The organism is Virgibacillus carmonensis (assembly GCF_057836705.1).
In genome coordinates this window covers 1-526 of the sequence record NZ_JBYQFJ010000396.1, presented here as the reverse complement: position 1 = coordinate 526, position 526 = coordinate 1, and the positions used below count along the sequence as shown (strand labels likewise).

The 526-nt window shown below is 40.9% G+C and carries 1 protein-coding gene; it reads left to right on the top strand.

Features of this window, described 5'->3' with window-relative positions; genetic code table 11:
* On the top strand, positions 1 to 526 hold a 526-nt coding region (locus tag AC3G7N_RS22550; RefSeq protein WP_489424328.1), incomplete at both ends, for an ABC transporter permease.

The following is a 526-nucleotide window of genomic DNA, read 5'->3' as shown; positions in this document are numbered from 1 at the left end:
CGTCTAAAATTATCACTCAAATCATCGACAAGTTTGCAGACGGAAGTTTTTTTGTTCATTTACAGGCAACCGTTGTCGAAACGATTATCGGATTCGTTCTTGGAACATTACTGGGTGTCATTCTTGCAACTGTTCTCTGGACTTCCTCCAAATTATCAAAAATAACAGATCCCTATCTTGTTGTCGCAAATGCAATGCCAAAAGTCGCATTAGGTCCAATTATTATTGTGGCGCTTGGTCCCGGTTATACGGCAATCATTGCCATGGGTGCACTCATATCAGTTGTAATAACCACGCTAGTTGTTTATTCGGCATTCAGGGAAGTGGATCCAAATTATGTCAACGTATTAAAAAGCTTTGGCGCCTCGCGCTTTCAATGCTTTCGCGAAGCAGTGTTTCCCGCAACGCTACCAACTATTATTTCTACATTAAAGGTAAACGTTGGTTTATCCTGGGTTGGAATCATTGTAGGTGAATTCTTAGTATCGAAGCAAGGACTTGGCTACTTGATTATCTATGGATTCCA